This is a genomic window from Acidimicrobiia bacterium (assembly GCA_041676705.1).
GTDB lineage: Bacteria > Actinomycetota > Acidimicrobiia > Acidimicrobiales > SKKL01 > Actinomarinicola.
The window spans coordinates 159,326-177,829 of sequence record JBAYRL010000003.1 but is presented as its reverse complement, the minus strand read 5'-3'; the positions used below and the strand labels follow the sequence as shown (position 1 = coordinate 177,829).

Annotated in this window: 15 protein-coding genes; 6 read left to right on the top strand and 9 right to left on the bottom strand. The window is 54.0% G+C overall.

All coding sequences use genetic code 11. The features are described 5' to 3' along the window. Window positions 1-29: 29 nt before the first annotated feature. Window positions 30-1,496: a phosphotransferase gene (locus WC184_06855; GenBank protein MFA7477599.1), complete on the top strand. Its 1,467-nt coding sequence runs from the start codon at window positions 30-32 to the stop codon at window positions 1,494-1,496. A 5-nt stretch (window positions 1,497-1,501) separates the two neighbouring features. Here the strand turns inward: WC184_06855 and WC184_06850 are convergent, their stop codons facing one another. Beyond that, entirely contained in the window at window positions 1,502-2,650 is a 1,149-nt protein-coding gene (locus tag WC184_06850) for an alpha-L-fucosidase (protein ID MFA7477598.1), read from the bottom strand. Window positions 2,651-2,848: 198 nt separating this feature from the next. Between WC184_06850 and WC184_06845 the strand changes: the two genes are divergently transcribed. Then, on the top strand, window positions 2,849-4,351 hold the full coding sequence (locus WC184_06845) for an NAD(P)/FAD-dependent oxidoreductase (GenBank protein MFA7477597.1): 1,503 nt from the start codon (window positions 2,849-2,851) through the stop codon (window positions 4,349-4,351). A gap of 54 nt (window positions 4,352-4,405) precedes the next feature. Here the strand turns inward: WC184_06845 and WC184_06840 are convergent, their stop codons facing one another. Beyond that, window positions 4,406-5,443 (bottom strand): matrixin family metalloprotease, encoded by a 1,038-nt coding sequence (locus tag WC184_06840; GenBank protein MFA7477596.1) that lies wholly within the window; start codon window positions 5,441-5,443, stop codon window positions 4,406-4,408. Window positions 5,444-5,556: 113 nt separating this feature from the next. Between WC184_06840 and WC184_06835 the strand changes: the two genes are divergently transcribed. Continuing rightward, on the top strand, window positions 5,557-5,838 hold the full coding sequence (locus WC184_06835) for a hypothetical protein (GenBank protein MFA7477595.1): 282 nt from the start codon (window positions 5,557-5,559) through the stop codon (window positions 5,836-5,838). 156 nt (window positions 5,839-5,994) lie between these two features. Beyond that, complete coding sequence (locus WC184_06830) at window positions 5,995-6,630, top strand: peroxiredoxin (GenBank protein MFA7477594.1); 636 nt, start codon at window positions 5,995-5,997, stop codon at window positions 6,628-6,630. Between the two features lie 130 nt (window positions 6,631-6,760). On the opposite strand, the gene sufT is transcribed toward WC184_06830, so the two are convergent. From sufT to sufB, 4 genes are read right to left on the bottom strand one after another with little or no spacing between them, the layout of a single operon-like run. Beyond that, on the bottom strand, window positions 6,761-7,327 hold the full coding sequence (gene sufT / locus WC184_06825) for a putative Fe-S cluster assembly protein SufT (GenBank protein MFA7477593.1): 567 nt from the start codon (window positions 7,325-7,327) through the stop codon (window positions 6,761-6,763). Further along, window positions 7,324-8,547, bottom strand: a complete 1,224-nt coding sequence (gene sufD, locus WC184_06820) for a Fe-S cluster assembly protein SufD (protein MFA7477592.1) — start codon at window positions 8,545-8,547, stop codon at window positions 7,324-7,326. Before sufD ends, sufT begins: the two co-directional genes overlap by 4 nt. Before the next feature lie 2 nt (window positions 8,548-8,549). Next, window positions 8,550-9,299 carry a Fe-S cluster assembly ATPase SufC gene (gene sufC, locus WC184_06815; GenBank protein ID MFA7477591.1) on the bottom strand — a complete coding sequence of 250 codons (750 nt, stop codon included), beginning with the start codon at window positions 9,297-9,299 and terminating at the stop codon, window positions 8,550-8,552. Beyond that, window positions 9,300-10,736 carry a Fe-S cluster assembly protein SufB gene (sufB, locus tag WC184_06810; protein ID MFA7477590.1) on the bottom strand — a complete coding sequence of 479 codons (1,437 nt, stop codon included), beginning with the start codon at window positions 10,734-10,736 and terminating at the stop codon, window positions 9,300-9,302. 271 nt (window positions 10,737-11,007) lie between these two features. On the opposite strand from sufB, the gene WC184_06805 reads away from it, so the two are divergent. Further along, window positions 11,008-11,916, top strand: coding sequence for a DUF4214 domain-containing protein (locus WC184_06805; GenBank protein ID MFA7477589.1), 909 nt, complete (start codon window positions 11,008-11,010; stop codon window positions 11,914-11,916). 41 nt (window positions 11,917-11,957) lie between these two features. On the opposite strand, the gene WC184_06800 is transcribed toward WC184_06805, so the two are convergent. Both WC184_06800 and WC184_06795 read right to left on the bottom strand, forming a co-directional pair. Next, window positions 11,958-12,611 (bottom strand): TetR/AcrR family transcriptional regulator, encoded by a 654-nt coding sequence (locus WC184_06800; GenBank protein ID MFA7477588.1) that lies wholly within the window; start codon window positions 12,609-12,611, stop codon window positions 11,958-11,960. Beyond that, window positions 12,611-14,539, bottom strand: a complete 1,929-nt coding sequence (locus WC184_06795) for an NAD(P)/FAD-dependent oxidoreductase (GenBank protein ID MFA7477587.1) — start codon at window positions 14,537-14,539, stop codon at window positions 12,611-12,613. The genes WC184_06800 and WC184_06795 overlap by 1 nt, the downstream gene beginning before the upstream one ends. A gap of 236 nt (window positions 14,540-14,775) precedes the next feature. Between WC184_06795 and WC184_06790 the strand changes: the two genes are divergently transcribed. Next, the gene (locus WC184_06790; GenBank protein MFA7477586.1) at window positions 14,776-15,381 is read left to right on the top strand and encodes an adenylate/guanylate cyclase domain-containing protein; all 606 of its coding nucleotides are present in this window, start codon (window positions 14,776-14,778) and stop codon (window positions 15,379-15,381) included. 87 nt (window positions 15,382-15,468) lie between these two features. Here WC184_06790 and WC184_06785 read toward each other — a convergent pair whose 3' ends face one another. Continuing rightward, complete coding sequence (locus WC184_06785) at window positions 15,469-18,279, bottom strand: aconitate hydratase (GenBank protein MFA7477585.1); 2,811 nt, start codon at window positions 18,277-18,279, stop codon at window positions 15,469-15,471. Window positions 18,280-18,504 lie beyond the last annotated feature (225 nt).

The following is an 18,504-nucleotide window of genomic DNA, read 5'->3' as shown; positions in this document are numbered from 1 at the left end:
TGGCGAAAGCGATCTGTTGAGGTAGCTGAGTGCCCCAGGAGAATGAAGCGCATATGAAGGCCAATGGTCCGGCCCGCTCGGGCGGGCCTAGTACAGAACTCTTGGCGGAAGCTCTCACGGGTTTAAACGGCGCACCAGTCGAAGTTCATGATCTGGTGCGCTTAACCGGTGGTGCCTCACGAGAGACTTGGTCGTTTACTCAAGTGACCGAGCATGAGTCCCGTCCACTTATTTTGCGTCGTGATCCGCCTGGTCGACCAGGAGCGCCGGGTTCGATGCGTCTAGAAGCAGCGGTGATAAGTGCCGCGCACCAAGCAGGGCTAGCGGTGCCGGAAGTTCTGTTAGTGGACGACGGCGATGTGCTGGGAACTGCCGGTCTGATCATGGAACACGTGCCAGGGGAAACCCGACCCCGGCGAATTTTGGGCGACGATCGTTTCAGCGATGCCCGGTCGGTCTTAACCAAACAAGTGGCCGAGTTTTTTGCCGGTCTGCATGCGATCGACCCCAACACCGTTTCCGGGTTGGCCCAGCCAGATCCATTGGAAGATTTTCAAGCGGCCTATGACCTTGTTGGTCAACGGCGACCCATCTTTGATTGGGCGTTTGCTTGGCTGCGCCAGAACAAGCCACCTACCAACCCTGGCGCGATCGTGCATGGTGATTTTCGCACCGGCAACCTCTTGGTCGACGAAACTGGTTTAAGAGCTGCCATTGACTGGGAACTCGTTCACATTGGTGATCCGTTAGAAGACCTCAGTTGGCTGTGTGTGAAGGCTTGGCGTTTTCGTGAACCAGCGCCGGTTGGTGGTTTCGGCCAGTTGACCGAGCTGTTCGAGGCCTACGAAGAAGCGGGTGGCCAACGGATTGACCCGCAGGCCTTCAATTGGTGGTTGGTGCTAAACACCTTGAAATGGGGTGTTATGTGTCTCACCCAGGCTCAAGCTCATCTGGCTGGTCTCGTGCGGTCTGTTGAGCTAGCCGCCATTGGTCGGCGGGCTGCCGAGCAAGAGTGGGATCTTTGTGAATTGCTTGCCCCCGAGCTCACCGAGGAGATATCGAAAGGCCGCAACGACGAGGCCGCCCGGATTCAGGCGGAAGAACCTGTCAAAGCCACCCACGACGATGCCGATTCAGGTGAGGCGGCGGTCGATGGCGGGTTTTTTGGACGCCCGACGGCCGAGGAATTATTGCAGGCCGTGGGCGAATTCCTGACCGATTCCGTTATGAAGTCGGATGTGCCCTCGATCGCCTTTCATGGTCGAGTGGCTGCCAATTTGGTGGCTGCATTGGCTCGCGAGGTGGCAATGGGCACCGAAGTAGCCGAGCGTTACCAACGGGGCCTTCACCAACTCGGTTTCAAAACGCATCGGCAACTTTCAGACCACCTGCGTAGCGGTGAAGCCGAGCTAGAAAACCGCGAGCTCATGTCAGTTTTGGCAGAAGCGGCCTTCGACCGGTGTTTAGTAGTGAATCCGCGCCACCTGCTTCTTTGATCGTATTACGGGCGAAGGGCGGTAGCTTCGCCAAGCCATCGCAGGCGTTCGAGTTGGGCCGGGGGTATTTCGCCTGAGGCCGTAGGCCCCACGTTGATCAGCAGGTTGCCGCCGAAACGGTTGGCGTTGTGCAGCGAGTGCAGCAGTTCATCTTTGCTTATGAAGTCTTCTGGGGTTGAGCTTTGGTTGAACCCAAAGCTGGCGTCCATGCCCCGAACGGTCTCCCAAGCGTATTCCGGAGCGTGTTCCATAGCGGTATATTCGGGTGTTCGAACATCGAAATGGGGTGGTTTGGGCGGGATCAGACCCTGGTTCTTGTGCGCTGTTTTCCTGAACAACGAATTCAGCTGATGTTGAATCGGCTTAAAACGAAGCAGCTGATTCAAGCGTGAATATGGCAACCATCTATCGTTGACAACGCCCTCGGGAACGCTGCGATAGTAGTGCTCAAACAGCGACCAGAGTTCGGGGCGGCGACCGGGCCACGAAATATCGTTCCACAATACCGAGGGCCGGTATCGTTCAATCAGCTCGCGGACCTGGGCGTCGGCATAGGCCGGATATTGGCCTCGCGGTACAGCTAACGCGGTCTGAACCATGGTCCCGATTGGGGTTGCATTAAAGGTCCAATCCAATCCCCCGGAATAGTAGACACCAAAGCGAAGACCAACGCCACGCACCGCTTCTGCAAGTTCACCAACTACGTCGCGTCTGGTGTGCCAGTCTTTGTGATAGGGGTTGGTAACCCGTGATGGCCACAAACTGAAACCGTCGTGGTGTTTGGTTACCAATACCACGTATTTGGCACCTGTGGTTCGAAAAACCTCGGCCCATGGTGTGGGGTCCCAGTCACTGATGGCCTCGTTAAAGTCGGCACCGAAATCGCTGTAGGGCCTCGAACCATAGTTTTGGTAGTGATATTTCGCTACCGGACTGTTCGGGAAGCGGAGCGAATTTTCGTACCATTCGGTGTACGGGATACGAGACATGGCGTCTTCGTCGTGTGATGTCAATATCTCAAGAAGGCCTTCTTCTTTGGGTGCGTATGCTGGCACCGAAGCTGGTGTCCAGTGAATAAAAATTCCCAGACGTGCCTTATGCCACCAATTAGGTACCTGATGTTTCCGTAGTTCGCGGAGCGCCCCAGAAGCCATTTCTTGTGTGTCCCCCTTAAGAATGGAATCTCAGAGAGAATAGCGGTTGTAGTGCCGTGACCAGCGAGAAAGTAAAAAGCAGGGCATCACTGGAAAATCAGTTTTAAACTAACAGTGCCACTTGTCATATGACCGCTGGTCATGATTAGCTTTGGGTAATTGAACTTTACGGTTCTAGGCGCAACATAGGGGAGTGTCGTGACCGATCTACTTGAGAATCATTCAGCTGAGGCCACCGCAGTTCAACACGTTGATGTTTTGATCGTTGGCGCTGGCATTTCCGGCATTGGTGCCGCGTACCATCTGTTGCGCGATCATCCGCAACGCACGTTCTTGATGCTTGAAACACTTGATCACTTTGGCGGAACTTGGTGGACACATAAATATCCAGGCATTCGTTCTGACAGCGACCTCTACACCTTCGGTTACAAGTTCAAGCCTTGGACCGGGGCACCCATCGCGACCGCGGAAGAGATCATGAAATATCTCACCGAGGTGGTGGAAGAAAATGGTATCGACCAACACATTCGCTATGGCCATCGGATCGACGCTGCCAGCTGGTCCAGCGATGATCGACTCTGGACCATACATGCCACCCGCCTTGAAACCGGTGAAGAACTACAGTTCACCGCCAATTTCTTCTGGATGTGCGGTGGCTATTATCGCCACGCCCAGGGTTATACGCCCGAGTGGGAAGGAATGGAGAACTTCGGCGGCACCATTGTGCACCCACAAACCTGGCCCGATGACCTAGACCTCACCGACAAGAACGTGGTGGTTATTGGATCTGGCGCGACGGCCGCAACGCTAATTCCAAATGTGGCCTACGACTGCAAGCACGTGACCATGTTGCAGCGTTCGCCCACCTTTTTCTTCTCTCGTCCCAATCGAAACGAGCTGGCTGACACCCTACGAGAGCTTGAAATTCCCGAAGAATGGATACACGAGATCGTGCGGCGGCGAATTTTGACCGATGGTGAAGCGATCATCAAGATGTCTTTCGATGACCCCGACGCGCTGCGGAGCGCCTTAGTAGAAGGTGTGCGCGAGTTGTTGCCCGAAGGTTTCGATGTTGATCGACATTTCAACCCACCGTATCGACCCTGGCAACAACGAATTGCACTGCTGCCAGATGGTGATCTCTTCAAGGCGGTACGTGACGGCCAAGCAAGTGTCGCCACCGATCAGATCGACCATTTCACTGAAACTGGTATTGCCTTAACCTCGGGTGAGCACCTTGATGCCGACGTGATCATCACGGCTACGGGCTTCACTATGTCGGTCATGGGTGATATCCGCTACATGGTTGACGGCAAGATTATCAACCCTGCTGAACTGGTTACTTACCGTGGTGTCATGTTCACCGACATGCCCAACTTTGCCTATGTCTTTGGCTACTTCCGCTCTAGCTGGACCTTGCGAGCCGATATGATCAGCGAGTTTGTTTCGCGCATGCTGAGTTATATGGATGAGCACGGTACCGATATGGTGCAACCAGTTTTGCCTCCGGGAGATGCCGAGATGGAACTATGTGACTGGGTGGAACAAGATCAGTTCAACCCCGGTTACCTGGCGCGGTCGATGCATCTGTTGCCCAAACAAGGCAAGTACGACCCATGGCGGCTCCATCACGATTATCGACCCGAACGCGAGATGTTCGAGGCCGTAAAGTTCGACGATGAGCCGTTGATGTTCAAGTAGCTACGCGCTGGCCACAAAACGCAATATTCGCGACGCGAAGCAGCATTTGGAGTTTCAAAGCCTGGGGATACACGGTCCAGCGCCCAACTCAATCAGGCCCGTGATGTCACCGTCTTGAAAGCTGGTTATGTTCGCTTGAGCGCGTTCGTACATCAACTGAGATTTATCATCAACATGGTTTAGGCCAACCAGATGCCCAAGCTCGTGCAGTATTACACCCTTTACGGCTTCGCGACCGGCACCATAACGAAACGATTGCTCCAGCTGCGGTCCATCCAGAATTACGACACCTGAAACATAGGTAACCGTTGGCTGGTCGCTGGATGCAATGTTCGAGCTTCCGCCAATTCCAGTAACCAATCCTTCCAAATCGGGGGTCTCCGCCGGATCGCTCCAAGCGATTAAGACCGGTGCCCACCGATCACCGTAGCGTTCGGGCATGTAGGGCGACCGATTGCTGGTGGGCACTTCATCGGTTTCACCTTCCAAAATAAACACCAGTCCGGTGATCCGGCTGATTTCATCTAAGGATTCGGCCACCAATTCTGGACCGTATGGCGGTGCGGTTCGATTGTTGGTTACCACGTGGATCGGTCGACACGGGTCATACGTGACGGGCGTTACCCCATCGTCTTGAAGAAACACGAACCGGTATGAGTCATCGTTGGGGCTGGGCGCCAACGGCACTCCGAGTGGGGTGGACGACTCTGATTTTCGTGGCGTCGGGACTTCGATTAAACGTCGTCGACCTTCGCTTTTGCTCGGTGAATATGTCCAAATTGAAGCGGTGTTGATAGTGCGGGGCGTATAAAGAGTGTGCAACGCAATGGCTAAGCAGACCAGCACCACCAAACCCCTAATTCCATGGCGGTTCTCGCGTTTTGGACGGTAGATATGGGGCTGACGCACGCCTTTGCGAGGAATCCATCGGCGTCGAACGTGAATTGGCTCCGGAGGCGTATAAAACTGGCGATAATCTTGTCGCCGCTCTTCGGCGGACGGTTCACGGATCAGAGCACGGTTAACGAAATCGTCGTCAAAAGCAATGTCCTCGAAAGGGTCATGCTCGGGTGAGTCTTCCGGCTCCATCATTCTAGGATGGACTAAGAGATTTCTGTTTGCACCTAATTGATATCGATCATTATGCAAGATTGGTAGAACGTCATATTTTTCCAATCTGCATCAAGAGCCAGAGGTAGATGACCGTGACTGCTAGTTCTAATGTTTCCGAGCAGGCTACAGGCCTGGTAGATGAGGCTATTGAGCTCCATTCAAAGTCGGTGGCGCGCGCCGATATTGCTTCGCGTATCGTGGCTCGGGCTCGCAATCGGGAAGAACTGGAAGAAGCGTATCTTCTATGGCAACGCAAAGTGCATCACATGCCCAGTTGGGACCATGATGCCATTGCAGTCTTACGGATATTGGAGAAGGCTCTAACGCTTAGCCCTCGACAGCCGGGTTTTGGTGCTGCTCCTCGAGGTATTTAAGACCTTACTGCTTCTGTAGTGATGGTGTGAGGCTGGGGCCGCACGGCTTAAAGACGGTTATCGGTCCAATTCCTGACCATGTAGGTCGACTTTTCGCTTTGGTCGTGGTTATCCTATAGCTAGCGGCAATTAATACTGAGAAATAGGAGTACCACCTTGACCATTAGACTTGGGGACGAAGCCCCAAATTTCACTGCTGAAAGCACCCAAGGCACCATTAATCTGCACGAGTATCTCGGCGACAGCTGGGGTGTCTTTTTCTCGCATCCTGCTGACTTCACTCACGTTTGCACCACCGAGCTAGGTGCCTTCGCCGCCCGTAAAGACGACTTCACCGCTCGCAACGCCAAGCTCATCGGCCTGAGTGTAGACACGCTCGATTCGCACCAAGGTTGGATCGGCGATATCGCCGAAACCCAGGGTACGCCGCTAAATTATCCTCTGTTGGCTGATGACAATCGCGAAATCGCGAATGCCTACGGGATGATTCACCCCAATGAGCTTGAAACACTCACCGTGCGATCCGTGTTCATCATTGCTCCCGATAAGAAGGTAAAGCTCACTCTTACCTATCCAGCTTCGGTCGGACGCAATATTGATGAAATTCTCCGGGTCTTAGATTCCTTGCAACTCGGAGCAAAGTATCCGGTATCAACCCCCGTCAACTGGAATCCAGGTGATGAGGTAATTATTGGTGGCAAGGTGACTGATGAAGAAGCCAAGGCGCAATTCCCATCGGGATTCCGCACCCTGAAGCCATATCTACGTCTAACTGCTGACCCCAGTAAGTAAGCAAATCCGAAAGGGGCCGCACTCGAAAATCGAGTGCGGCCCCTTTGTATTATTTCGGCCTAAAATCTTGGCGGCTTAAAGGCTAAGCGCAGCGGCGACTGAAACGTGTGAGCCACTAACGTGTCGTGACTTACAGAAGGCCCAACTGCAAACGGGCGGCCTCTGAAATTAAGCCCATCGACCACGGTGGATCCCACACAATAAAAACTTCTACCTCGTCTACGCCACCTACCTGTGCAACGGCTCGTTCGGCGTCGACCTTCAACACGTCGCCCATGCCACAGCCTGGTGCGGTCATGGTCATATCAATCTCGATACGTCGGCGTCCGCCTTCGAGCTCGAACTCTTCACAGCGATAAATGAGGCCAAGCTCGACAATGCTGACAGGTATTTCGGGGTCGTATACGCTTTGTAGAGCATTCATAACATGCGAGATATGGAACTCGCCGCTGGGCGCGGTGCCGAAAGCAATTGATTGTTCAGGAATTTCGAGGCCTAGAGCATCGGCATCGGTGCCATCAATGCGTAAGAGATTGCCCCATTCGGTCTTGACGGTGAAACTGCCCCCAAGTTGTTGTACAAGGGCAACTTCACCACCAGCCGAAAGCAAGACCCGGTCACCGGCAGGTACGGTAGTGGCCGCACAATCGCGGGTTAGCACGATTGGGTTCCATTCTTGTCCCCAAGCGGCGCTCATGAGTGATCTTCCAATCGGCTGTCGATGGAGTCAACCAGATGCTGTTGAAGCGCAAGCGGTGTGAGCTTGTCGGTAATCTCGTGTATAAACGCAGTGATTAGCATGGTTCGCGCATCATAAAGGGGAATGGCCCGACTCCGCAGATAGAAGAGGGCTTCATCGTCGAGACGACCGACCGTAGCACCATGGCTGCAGGCCACTTCATCAGCGAAGATTTCGAGCCAGGGTCGGGTATCGGCTTGGGCCGATGAGGCGAGCAACAGGTTGCCGTTTGACTGGTCGGCGTTGTTGTTGACAGTGTTTTCCCGCACAATTACGTGGCCGCTAAAGGAACCTCGGGCTTTACCGCCGATGGCACCTTTGTAGTTCTGGTTGGAGTTACCGTAAGAGGCGGCATGATCAAGCGTAAGCATGTTGTCGTGGCGCTGGGTGCCAATAGGAAGGTAGGCACCATCTAGCAATGTTTCGGCATGATCACCGTCGATGGTTACATCGAGCGCGGCACGGGCAATTTTGCCTCCCAGTGCGACCGAGATTGAAGAGAACTTAGACTCGGCACCTTGGCGGACCTTAGTGTGGCCAACGTGATAGGTATCTAGCCCTTCGGTTTGTATCCGTTCATACGAAATTGATGCCCGCTCCGCCACCTCGAAGGTTGTGCAAGAGTTGACGAATAAAGCTTCGCCTTCACTAGCAAAGGTTTCCACAATTTGTAGGTAGCTATCGGCACCTGCGGTCACCACAGTACGCGGGTTCACGATCGTGGCCGTATCGGCCCCAATGGCGATATTTACCACGTGTACCGGTTCAGAAACCTGTACTCCGCTCCCAACTTCAATGGTGGTGGCATCAGTATTTGCCAAAGCATTGATGGCCTGATAGCCGTCGTATCGGGCATCTAGGCTAATCAGCGAAGCGCTGTCATTCGGGCGTGGGCCAACCGTAATCTCAAGACCATCAACTTTTTCGATAGTGCTGAGCTGTTCTTGGAAAAACCCGTTTACGAAGACGAGTCGAGTGCCGCCTAGATCGGCAGCCAAGCTTTTCAATCGGTCGCCGTCAATTGAGGTTTCCTCAGCCGGTGAGGTGGTCTCAAGCTGGCGAGCCAAGACGTCGATCGGGGTGTACTTCCAAGACTCTTCATGATGCTTAGGCAGACCGTAAGTGTCTAGCCACTCGTCAACGCGAAGCGAAAGAGGATCTAGGGCGTTTATGGTCATGGCTATACGCCTACTTGGGCTAGAACCGGTCCGTATCCGTGAGCTTCCAAGTCGTAGGCCAGTTGCTGATCGCCAGACCTCACAATCTTGCCTCCATAGAGGATGTGAACCTTCTCAGGCTGCACATATTCCAACAAACGCGGATAGTGCGTGATGATGAGCATTGAGCGTTCTGGAGACCGGAGCTTCTGAATGCCCTGGGCCACAACGGAAAGAGCGTCGATGTCGAGACCAGAGTCGGTTTCGTCAAGAATGGCCAGTTTTGGTTCCAGCATTAGCATTTGGAGCACTTCGTTCCGCTTCTTTTCACCACCGGAAAAGCCATCATTTACGGAACGACTTAGGAAAGATTCATTCATGTCCAGTTCGGCCATGTGCTCACGGGCGGCTTTTAAGAAGCCCATGGCATCGTATTCGGGCAAACCCTGCTCTTTGCGTACCGCGTTAACGGCGGTGCGCAGAAAGTACATGTTGCCTACACCCGGAATTTCTACTGGGTGCTGAAACGCGAGGAAGACCCCCTGAGCAGCACGCTCTTCTGGTTCCAGCGGTAGTAGATCGGTGCCGTTCATGGTGGCCGATCCGCTGACGATATAACCATCACGACCTGCCAATACATTGGCCAAGGTGCTCTTGCCAGCACCGTTAGGACCCATAATGGCGTGTACTTCGCCGGCCTCGATATGTAGGTCAAACCCTTTGAGGATTTGCTTACCTTCGACCGCAACGTCGAGGTTCTCGATATGCAGCATTTATCCTACGGCTCCTTCTAGGGTCACGCGCATTAGGGCTTGGGCTTCCACGGCAAATTCCATGGGCAGTTCGTCGAAAACTTCCCGGCAAAAGCCGCTTACGATCATGGTGGTGGCGTCTTCTTCATTCAGGCCACGTTGACGACAGTAAAACAGTTGGTCTTCGCTGACCTTGGAAGTTGTCGCTTCATGTTCCACCTGTGAGGAATCGTTTTTGACCTCAACGTAGGGGAACGTATGGGCACCACAGTCAGAGCCAATTAGCAAAGAGTCGCACTGGGTGTGGTTTCGAGCACCGGTAGCAGATCGCAACATCTTTACTTGGCCACGGTAGGTGTTTTGGGCCTTACCAGCTGAAATGCCTTTCGAGATGATGGTGCTCTTAGTGTTCTTGCCAATGTGCACCATCTTGGTGCCGGTGTCAGCCTGTTGGTGGTGTGTGGCAACGGCCACCGAGTAGAACTCACCGACCGAGTCATCACCTTGAAGAATCACGCTTGGATATTTCCAGGTGATTGCAGAGCCCGTTTCAACTTGGGTCCAAGAGATCTTGGCGCGGTTTCCGGCCCGTCCACGCTTGGTCACGAAGTTGTAGACGCCGCCTTGACCGTTGGCGTCACCGGGATACCAGTTTTGTACGGTTGAGTACTTCACATTGGCGTCATCGAGAGCAATGATCTCTACAACGGCCGCGTGTAGTTGGTTCTCGTCGCGCATGGGAGCGGTGCAGCCTTCTAAGTAGCTGACGCTCGCGCCCTCTTCCGCCACAATTAAGGTTCGTTCGAACTGGCCTGTGTTGGCGGTGTTCATGCGGAAATAGGTGGAGAGCTCCATGGGGCATTTCACGCCAGCCGGGATATAGCAGAATGAACCGTCGGAGAACACGGCGGAGTTTAACGCTGCGAAGAAGTTATCGCGAGGACCGACGACCGAGCCCAAATATTTACGGACGAGCTCTGGGTGGTTCTCAACCGCTGCCGAGAATGAGCAGAAAATTACGCCCACTTCGGCTAGCTGTTCTTGGAAGGTGGTTACAACTGAAACCGAGTCGACGATGGCGTCAACGGCGATGCCCGACAGACGTTTCTGCTCGTTGATCGAAATGCCCAGTTTGTCGAACATCTCGCGCATTTCCGGGTCGATCTCGTCCAAGCTTTTAGGTGCCGGGCCTTTGGGCTTGGGTGCGGCGTAGTAGTGCATGTCCTGGTAATCAATGGGTGGATAATGCACATTTGGCCAGGTTGGCTCTTCCATGGTGAGGAAGTGGCGGTAGGCACCGAGACGCCATTCGAGCAGCCATTCCGGTTCATTTTTCTTGCTGGAGATAAGGCGGATTACATCTTCGTTGAGGCCTTTGGGCGCAACCTCAGTTTCCAGATCGGTGTGAAAACCGTATTGGTACTCGCGCTCGATGAGGCCATCAATCACGTCGCTCATGGATCTCCTCGGGGTAGGGGTACGTATTATTTCTACCAGCTACTAGAAGAACATCCAATGTTTGAGTCCGGTTTGTTTCACTGGCGGCAGCTTTGGCTGTTGGTGGCTCTAGGTGACGAATCGAAATCCGCCAACACTCGAGCCTTAAATTGTCTTGTTTAGCTTAGGGGATAAAGTCCCAATTTCCACTGTTTGAAACAAACCTCAATTTGTCTAACATGCTGCCAAAACATTCCTGTACGGCCCCGAGGATCTCGCCTAGAATGCCAGCGTGGCCAGACGCGTGCGGAAGTTTTTGACATTGTTATTGGTATTGAGTGTTGGTTTGTTGGCCATGGCGGGCCAAGCCAACGCCGATATCGAAGACGTTGAAGTTGAAATTGACGAACCTTTGATAATCCTCCGCAGTACCGGAAACGGTGTGGACGATTCCATAGTGCGTCTCTACGAAGCGGTCTTTCAACGCGCCCCTGATTCAGGTGGTTTGGAATTTTGGGTGTCGCGCTACCGTAAAGGCCAAAGCCTCACCTCGATCGCAACCTTTTTCACGGCCTCAGCCGAATTTGATGCCAGGTTTGGGCAGCTCAATTCAGGCGATTTCGTAAAACTTCTGTACCGGCATGTATTGCACCGCGAGGCTGACCTTGGGGGCTATAACTATTGGGCGCCCAGGGTAGAGAACCGCAGCCTCTCGCGCGGTGGTCTGGTGGTGCAGTTTTCCGAATCAGCCGAGTTCGTAAGTCGCACCGAGACCTTGGCACCGCAAGCACCGCCTCCTGTGGTGCCTGCCAACTCGGGTAACGGTCGGCGCATTATTTACTGTGTTTCGTGTCAACACGTGTGGTTGGTCGAGGCTGACGGATTCCTTACCCGTGACTATCCAGTATCAGGGCGAGTGAATACCCCGGCACCAGGAACCTACAGTGTCTTTTCGAAATCTCCGTTGGCCTGGGCTGGCTACGGTGGCATCACCATGGAATATATGGTGCGCTACACCTGGGGAAATACCTTGGCACTAGGTTTTCACTCCATACCCAAACGGCCAAATGGAACATTCCTGCAAACCGAAGCAGAGCTTGGCCAGTATCGGTCAAGCGGATGTACCAGGCAGCGTTTAGAAGACGCTAAGTTCCTGTACGACTGGGCCCCGGTTGGTACCACCGTGGTGGTATTACGCTAGGTGCGCGACATTTGCCCTAGCTGCATCGATACTGCCTTGGTCTAGGTGCTGGCGGGTCCGTCGCAACGAGACCCCAAAGCATTTTCAAGAATTGCCACCACTCGCTCGATGCCCCCGCTCGGGTCGTTATCTAGATTTAACAGCGGATCAAGACCAGGCAAATTGGCCGCCAGCGCCACGTGCGGTAGTACCAGAAGTAGAAGTGCCACCGCGGCTTCGGTGTCAGCATCTGCACGAATTGCGTGGCAGTCGAGTCCACGTTGCACCGTGCGACGCAGCCCGGCCAAGTAATGGCGATTGACAACATCGCGTACTGCGATTCGAGCGTGGGTGTCGAGCTCTAGGTTCACTGCTGCCGTGAGGCCCAGGTCTATCGGGTTCTGGCTGAAATACTTAACCCACTCGGTTAGCCACTGTGATAACGAACCGAAATAATCATTGGGCCAATCAAGCTCCGCCGTGATCTTCGCCATTGAAGACCCAATACGGAGGCTGGCACGCTCACATAAGAAAGCAAACAGGTCTAGCTTGTCGTCGAAATATTGAAACAAGCTGCCCTTTGCGACGCCAGCTTCGCGGGCCACTACGTTCAGGCTGCCGCGGGTGTAGCCTTTTGCCGCGAACTCGGCTTCGGCGGCCGCTATTATCGCCGCTTTGCGCTCGGCTGGTAAGCGCTCCCAAGTGGGGCTTGGCATTAGACGATTTCGTATTCGCTGAGGTCAGCTCGATGAGTACGTTGCCAATAATCCAACAAGGTGAAAGGCCAGTTCTGGGCGGTTCGGCCAGTGGCGTTTTTGTACCAAGAGTTCACGCTTGACACACCCCAGGCCAATTGCAGGTTTTCTTGGTCTACAGCCTCATTAAAGCGATCGTGCACCTCAGGTTTGAGGTCGATCGCTTTGGCGTCTTGCTCTAACAATTGATGAATGGCGTCAATGATGTAGTTCACCCCGCACTCTGAAAAATAAATAATGCTGCCGTTGGCAACGATGTTGGTGTTTGGCCCATACAACATGAAAAAGTTGGGGAATTGGGGCAGGGTGAGGCCAAGATAGGCCCGAGCGTCGCCATCCCAGGTCTGGTGCAGGTCGGCACCATTGGCACCGACTACTTTCATAGGCGTTAAAAAGTCGGAGGCTGCAAAGCCGGTGCCAAATACTATTACGTCGGCTTTGTGCAGCCTGCCAGTCGTATCTAGTACCCCCTCGGCGGTAATTTCCGCGATACCGTCAGTGACCAACTCAACGTTTTCTCGCATGAGCGTCTTCGCCCAAATGCCGTTATCCATGATGAACCGCTTAGCGAACGGTGGATATTCCGGGATCACCTTGTCAGCCAGGTCGGGTCGTTCGGCAAACTCGTTTCGCAAGTAGGCGGTCAGAAGCTCGCGCATCATGTCGTTAGCGGCACTAACGGACCGTTCTCCGCCATCCCAGTTGGGGTCGACGGTGGCGAAAGGCATCATGCCTTCGACGTTGCGCCAAAACGTCCAGAAACGACTCCAGTTGGTGTACGTAGGCAGGTTTTGGCGTAGCCACATAACCTCGTCGTTCACACGGTCGGTGTATTGGGGAGAAGGTAGAAACCAGCCGGGCGTTCGTTGGAACACCGTCAAATGCGAAGCCGTTTCTGCTAGGTGCGGAATTAGTTGTGCGGCACTGGCACCAGTTCCAATGACCACAACTCGTTTTTGTTCAAGATCAACATCAGGATTCCAGCGAGCTGAGTGGAAGGAGGGGCCGGTAAATCGATTGAGCCCCTTAATGTCGGGCATTTTTGGTTGGTTGAGTTGTCCAACGGCGCTAACTATGGCGTTGGCTTCTATGGTTTCAACAGAATCATCGGGCAGCCGTAGCGATACTGACCAGGTGGCGGTGTCGTCGTTATAGCGCATCTCCGTCACCTCAGTGTTGAAACGAATTAACTCGTTTAGACCTTCTTTTTGGGCGATCGACTGGAAGTAGTCTCGTAACACTTCCTGGCTTGAGAAATGTTCTGGCCAGTCGGTCCGTTGAGCAAATGAGTAGCTATAAAAAAGATTAGAGACATCAACACGGCAACCCGGATAGTTGTTTTCGAACCAGGTGCCCCCAACCTCGGCGTTCTTTTCGATCACGACTACCTCAAGTCCGGCCTGGCGAGCGCGGTGAGCGGCCAGTAGGCCCGACATGCCAGCGCCAACTATTAGTACCCGAAAATTACGGTCTGGGGCTGTGGTCGCTAGATTCCAGTTGGGTGCTCGCAGATCATCGCCTAAGCCAAGTTCTTCTTGAAGAAGCTCCAGGTATTCATCGATTGATGCGCCACCGGCAGCCCAGCTTAGAATCTGACGAAGTTTTTCTGTTTCAACGTCGCGCGTTGGGGTATGACCGGCCTGGACGTGATCACGAAGTTTCGCCAGTCCCTCTATAGCAAGATTTTTGGCGCTGGTGATTTCTTCGGGAGAGAGGCCGTAGGTGGCGTCTTGGAATCCTGCTGGTGCGGGGGTTAGCTCAGCCGGAATATAGCGAAGATCGCCCAAGGCCGTGGCGAGAGCCGCTAACAATGCTGGAATGTCGCCGGCCTGCACCACCGATTGGATTTGCTCGTCGCTGATCTCAGCTAAGCCTGCGTTGAAATCCATTGACCCCCCTAGGTCTAGAATTCGATGAAACGTTCATGTGACTACTGGTCATAATAGCGTGAAACTGCTGGTTGGCCGTAAGTCAGTGGGGTCTTCATCTATGGCACAGAACTTCTCAGTTTGAGATGAGCCAAAACTACGCCAAATAGGTAGTTTGGGGATGTGAGCGCGCCCGAACCCGAGCTGAGATTGCTGTTGCCGAGGCGCGTTACTTTATTGCTTAGGAGCGAAACATCATGTTAAGGCCGTCGGCCTCATTCGAAGCTCAAGCGGCTCGCGTCGGAACAGGGGTCGAACCGCCTGCGGAGGTGGCATCTCGGCGGTCATTACCATATGTGTTACGTTCCTTCGGCTTCGTCGACCTATCCGGTTTCACGCTATTTACTGAGGAGCAAGGTCCCCACGCCGCCACTGCCGAGCTCGCTGGATTCCGTGAAATTGTGCGTCAAGTTGCCGCGGCGCGTGGCGTGCGGGTTGCGAAATGGTTGGGTGATGGCGCCATGCTGGTCGGCTTAGAGTTCGGTCCAATGATGGCTACTTGTGTCGAATTGGCAGCCCGCTGTTGCCAATCCCCAGTGCCGATGCGTGCTGGTGCTGCACTAGGTGCGGTCCTGCTCTTTGAAGGTGATGACTATGTTGGTCCAGCGGTTAACCTGGCGGCGCGGCTGTGCGACATCGGCGAACATTCCGAGGTGTTGGTAGCAAATTTGGCCACCGACGAGACACCCGACTGGATCGCGAGCTCGCAGCCATATGAAATCGAGATTCGAGGAATTGGTCGGGTAGAAATTTGTCGTCTTCAAATGAATGACGATGTAGAGCTGCCCCCGCTCACCTTGTAAGAATTTGCCGCGCGGCCGCCATGTGGTACCGCGGATTGGTGGCTGCCTGCCCAAAACATGAGGTAAGCAGCCACCGCCGTTGCTTAGCTACGCGTCTTGGCGGGCAAGCTCACGTAACACGTAATGCAAAATTCCTCCGTGGCGATAATATTCCTGCTCTTTTGGAGTGTCGATGCGCACGCTGACGGCGAATTCTTTGTCGTCGGCACGCACGGTTACCTGGCTTGGAATCGGACCACTATCAGCAACTTCGCTTAGACCCACAATAGAGTAGGTTTCACGGCCTGAAAGCCCCAATGTTTCCACCGAGTCACCCGGTAGAAACTCGAGGGGTAAGACCCCCATCCCGATTAGGTTTGAACGGTGGATCCGCTCAAAGCTTTTCGCGAGCACGGCTTCCACCCCTAGCAATTTTGTGCCTTTGGCTGCCCAGTCTCGGGAAGAACCGGAACCATATTCGGCACCGGCCAAAATGAGTAGGGGAGTGCGCTCTTGTTGGTAGCGCATCGCGGCACTGTAGATGCTGGTCATTTCGTTGGTTGGTAGGTGGGTTGTGAAGCCGCCTTCGGTGCCTGGGGCCAGATGGTTTCGTAGCCGAATGTTGCCGAAGGTTCCTCGGATCATGACCTCGTGGTTGCCGCGTCGTGAGCCATACGAGTTGAAATCACGGGGCTCAACACCATGGTCTTGCAGCCATAGCCCGGCGGGTGAATCGGCTTTGATCGACCCCGCTGGTGAAATGTGGTCGGTGGTGACACTGTCTCCCAGAAGCGCCAGAACGCGTGCACCGGTTATATCGGCCAGCGGTTCGGGCTCTGCGGTCATTCCCTCAAAGAACGGTGGTTTGTGGATGTAGGTTGAATTCTCATTATCCCAGGCGAAATGCTCGCCAGAAGGTGTATCAAGTGAACGCCAGCGGTCGTCACCTTCGAAAATCTGATCGTAAGTTTGGGTAAACATTTCCGACTTAACGCTTCGATTCACGGTTTCGTTTACTTCGTCGACCGTGGGCCAAATGTCTCGCAGGAACACCGGGTTGCCGTCGTTACCGGTACCCAAAGGTTCGTTCATCAAGTCAATGTCCATTGTTCCGGCCAGTGCGTAAGCAATAACCAGTGGTGGTGACATTAGATAGTTCATACGAGTGTCGGGGTTAATTCGACCTTCGAAGTTGCGGTTACCTGACAACACCGAGACCAAAGCCAAATCGTCTTCGGTGGCGGCTTTTGAGATCGCCGGATCGAGTGGCCCCGAGTTGCCAATACAAGTAGTGCAACCAAAACCCACCAAGTGGTAGCCAAGCGCTTCCAAGTAGGGCATAAGGCCAGCTTCTCGGTAGTAATCCATTACCACCTTTGAACCGGGTGCCAGCGACGACTTCACCCACGGCTTACGGTTGATACCCGCTTCAACCGCTTTTTTCGCTAACAGCCCGGCCGCCACCATGACTTGAGGATTCGAGGTGTTAGTGCAGCTAGTAATGGCTGCAATCACCACATGGCCATGGTCTAGGGGTACTTCGGTACCATCTTCAAGGGTTACCTCGACATGCCGGTGAGGGCGACCTTCAGTGTTGGCGCACGGTTCGGGTGTGGCCACGTCGGTGCTAGGTTCTCCAACCCCGGTCACACCTTCTGAGGCTGAGGGCGGGTCACTCGCTGGGAACGACGCTGCTGACGCCGCTTCAGCACTGCCCGGCTCGAGGCTCGGCATGGAAGAATATAAGGCGTCGGCGAAGCGTTCTTTGGCCTCATCTAGACGGACCCTATCTTGGGGTCGGGCTGGTCCGGCCAGGCTTGGAACCACGGTTGAGAGGTCGAGTTCGACGGTGCGGGTGAAGGTTGGTGTGGCGTTCGGGTCGAACCACATGCCTTGTTCTTTGGCGTAACGTTCTACCAGTTCAACTTGTTCTTCCGAACGGCCGGTAAAACGCATATATCGTAAGGTCTCATCATCGATTGGGAAGATGGTGATGGTGGAACCGTATTCCGGTGACATGTTGCCTAAAGTGGCCCGGTTTTCTAGAGGAATATTGCTCACGCCAGGGCCATACAGCTCGACGAATTTCCCAACGACACCTTCTGAGCGCAATAACTCGGTGACCGTAAGCACCAAGTCGGTGGCAGTGGTACCTTCGGGCAGTTCGCCTAGCAATTTCAGCCCGATCACCTTGGGAATCAGCATGGAGATGGGTTGACCCAGCAGTGCTGCTTCGGCTTCGATGCCGCCCACGCCCCAGCCAACAACTCCCAAGCCATTAACCATTGGGGTGTGGCTATCGGTTCCCACCAAGGTATCCGGGTATGCCTGGCCCGATTCGCTCACGAAAACGACACGGCTTAGGTATTCCAAGTTGACCTGATGACAGATACCAGTATCTGGGGGAACAACGCTGAAGTTATGAAACGCTGCTTGTCCCCATCGTAAGAATCGGTAACGTTCTTGGTTTCGTTCGAACTCAACTTCGGCGTTTATTTGGAAGGCATCCATCGAGTTGAAAGCTTCCACCGTGACTGAGTGGTCAATCACCAACTCGGTAGGAATGAGTGGTCGCACGGCAGCCGGATTACCACCTAGAGCAGCCACACCATCACGCATGGCGGCTAAGTCGACCACGGCTGGCACACCGGTAAAGTCTTGCATCAACACACGGGCTGGCATGAAGGAAATCTCGCGAGATGCTTCGTCTGATTCCCCGCCGTCCCAATTTGCCAGTGCCTCAATTTCGGCGGTGGTTACGTTCACCCCGTCTTCGTGCCGCAACAAATTTTCCAGCAGCACTTTCAGGCTGTACGGGAGCTTGTTAACACGGTCGCCTAAGGCGCTGAGCCGAAATATCTCGAGTTCTTTACCGCCGCTTGAAATAGTGCCTTGGGCACCAAAGCTGTTGGATGTCACGAGACCGTCCTCTCTCTGGGTAAAGTACTTCGATTTCTTTTAACCCTAACTATGCCTTAAAGAAATACCCACGGCTCGCTGGTCAGATTCAATAGTTGGCCCTGTCGGAATTATGCCGAGGTGTCCTACCTGCGAAGAAGGCAAAATCCGATTGATTAATAACATGCATTATCCCGAGTTGTGCGCTAAGGTATCCGAAGGCATCCGGGGGGATGCCAAATCTTA

Excerpts from the sequence above, each read along its gene's own strand:
- WC184_06850 (MFA7477598.1), bottom strand. The coding sequence starts at position 2,650 with ATGGCTTCTGGGGCGCTCCGCGAACTACGGAAACATCAGGTACCTAAT.
- WC184_06840 (MFA7477596.1), bottom strand. The coding sequence starts at position 5,443 with ATGATGGAGCCGGAAGACTCACCCGAGCATGACCCTTTCGAGGACATT.
- sufT (MFA7477593.1), bottom strand. The coding sequence starts at position 7,327 with ATGAGCGCCGCTTGGGGACAAGAATGGAACCCAATCGTGCTAACCCGC.
- sufD (MFA7477592.1), bottom strand. The coding sequence starts at position 8,547 with ATGACCATAAACGCCCTAGATCCTCTTTCGCTTCGCGTTGACGAGTGG.
- sufC (MFA7477591.1), bottom strand. The coding sequence starts at position 9,299 with ATGCTGCATATCGAGAACCTCGACGTTGCGGTCGAAGGTAAGCAAATC.
- sufB (MFA7477590.1), bottom strand. The coding sequence starts at position 10,736 with ATGAGCGACGTGATTGATGGCCTCATCGAGCGCGAGTACCAATACGGT.
- WC184_06800 (MFA7477588.1), bottom strand. The coding sequence starts at position 12,611 with ATGCCAAGCCCCACTTGGGAGCGCTTACCAGCCGAGCGCAAAGCGGCG.
- WC184_06795 (MFA7477587.1), bottom strand. The coding sequence starts at position 14,539 with ATGGATTTCAACGCAGGCTTAGCTGAGATCAGCGACGAGCAAATCCAA.
- WC184_06790 (MFA7477586.1), top strand. The coding sequence starts at position 14,776 with ATGTTAAGGCCGTCGGCCTCATTCGAAGCTCAAGCGGCTCGCGTCGGA.